The following is a 1,484-nucleotide window of genomic DNA, read 5'->3' on the forward strand; positions in this document are numbered from 1 at the left end:
GAGCTGGGCCGCGATATCGTTAGACATGACGATCCTCCGGTGGGTTGGCGCGCAGCGTCTCGTAACGGCCCACGTCGGCCGCGGGCTCTTCCTTGAGCTGGAGTTTCGTCGTGGCGAGCCTGCCATTCGTGACGGGCGCCTTCAGCCGGCTCAGCACGTTCAGGACGTGCTCTGCGCTGGGGCGTCCTGAATCCAGCGCAGCCTGTACGGCGAGCAGCACCGCATCGAGCCCGTGTTCGCGCACCGCAGCGAGCACCTGCGTCATGACGCGATCGCCGCCCGGGTGTTTCAGCAGATGCCGCTGCAGCAGTTGCAGCGGCTGCGGCATCGTGATGAACGGTGCGCCGTTGCGCAGTGCGCCGGGTTTGCGCTCGACCAGCGTGATGTAGTGGCGCCAATCGTAGAAGGTCATGTGCCGCTCGAAGCTGCGTTCGTGGCGTGCGATCTCCTGGGCGTTGACGACGACGCTGAGATATGCCGGATAGCAGCGCACGCTCACCAACTGGTTCGTGTACTCGGTGGGCACGCTGTAGCGGTTGCGTTGGAAGTGAATCAGGCTGGTCGACGAGACTCGCAGGGTCTGCTCGACATAGCCGTCGAACGGCCGTGGATTGGGCATCAGCCGGGTACGCTCGTCCTGCAGCACATCCTCGACTGTCAGCTCAGGCCACTGCGGGTGCCGCATGTGCCACGCCTCACGACACTGACCAGCGACCCATTCGTTTAGGATCTCCAGCGTTTCCCAGCGCCGTAGCGATGCTTCGTGCCAGATCTGACGCCGCCGGTCCTGAACGTTCTTCTCGACGATGCCTTTCTCCCAACCTGCCGCCCGATTGCAGAACTCTGGCTCGAACAGGTAGTGACTGCACATTGCTTCGAAGCGCGCGTTGACCGCACGCTCCTTGCCGCGGCCAACCTTGTCCACAGCGGTCTTCATGTTGTCGTAGATGCCGCGCCGGGGCACGCCGCCGAACGCGGCGAATGCGCGGGCGTGTGCGTCGAACAGCATCTCGTGACTCTGGGTGGGATAGGCGACGAGCCAGAACGCGCGGCTGGAGTTAAGTTTGACGTGGGCGACCTCCAGGCGTCGCCGTAGCCCGCCAACAAACGCGTATTCGCAGCTCCAGTCAAACTGGAAGGCTTCGCCGGGTTCGAAGGCGAGCGGCACGAAGGCCTTCCTGCGAGGCGCCTCAGCCTGCTCCTCGTGCCAACGCCTCACGAACGCGCTCACGCGGCCGTAGCTGCCGGCGTAACCCTCGGCGCGGATCGCCTCGAACATGAACCGGGCGGTGCGCCGGTCACGCTTCGGGCGATGACTGTCGGCACGCAGCCAACCTGTCAGCTGTGCGGCCCAGTCGTCGATGACGCTCGGGCTGACGCGCTTCGGATACTTCGGCTCGACGGCATCAGTCTGCCGCAGCCAGCGGCGCACTGTGTTTCGGGACAGGCCCGTACGCCGCGCAATCTCGCGCAGCGGGACCTTC

At 65.1% G+C, this 1,484-nt stretch carries 1 protein-coding gene; it reads right to left on the reverse strand.

Annotated features, from left to right (window positions below):
* Window positions 1–19: 19 nt before the first annotated feature.
* On the reverse strand, window positions 20–1,484 hold a 1,465-nt coding region (istA, locus tag JMF90_RS36740), incomplete at its 5' end, for an IS21 family transposase (protein WP_201317492.1).

This window comes from Burkholderia sp. E168m23 (assembly GCF_016586125.1).
Classification (GTDB): domain Bacteria; phylum Pseudomonadota; class Gammaproteobacteria; order Burkholderiales; family Burkholderiaceae; genus Burkholderia; species Burkholderia orbicola.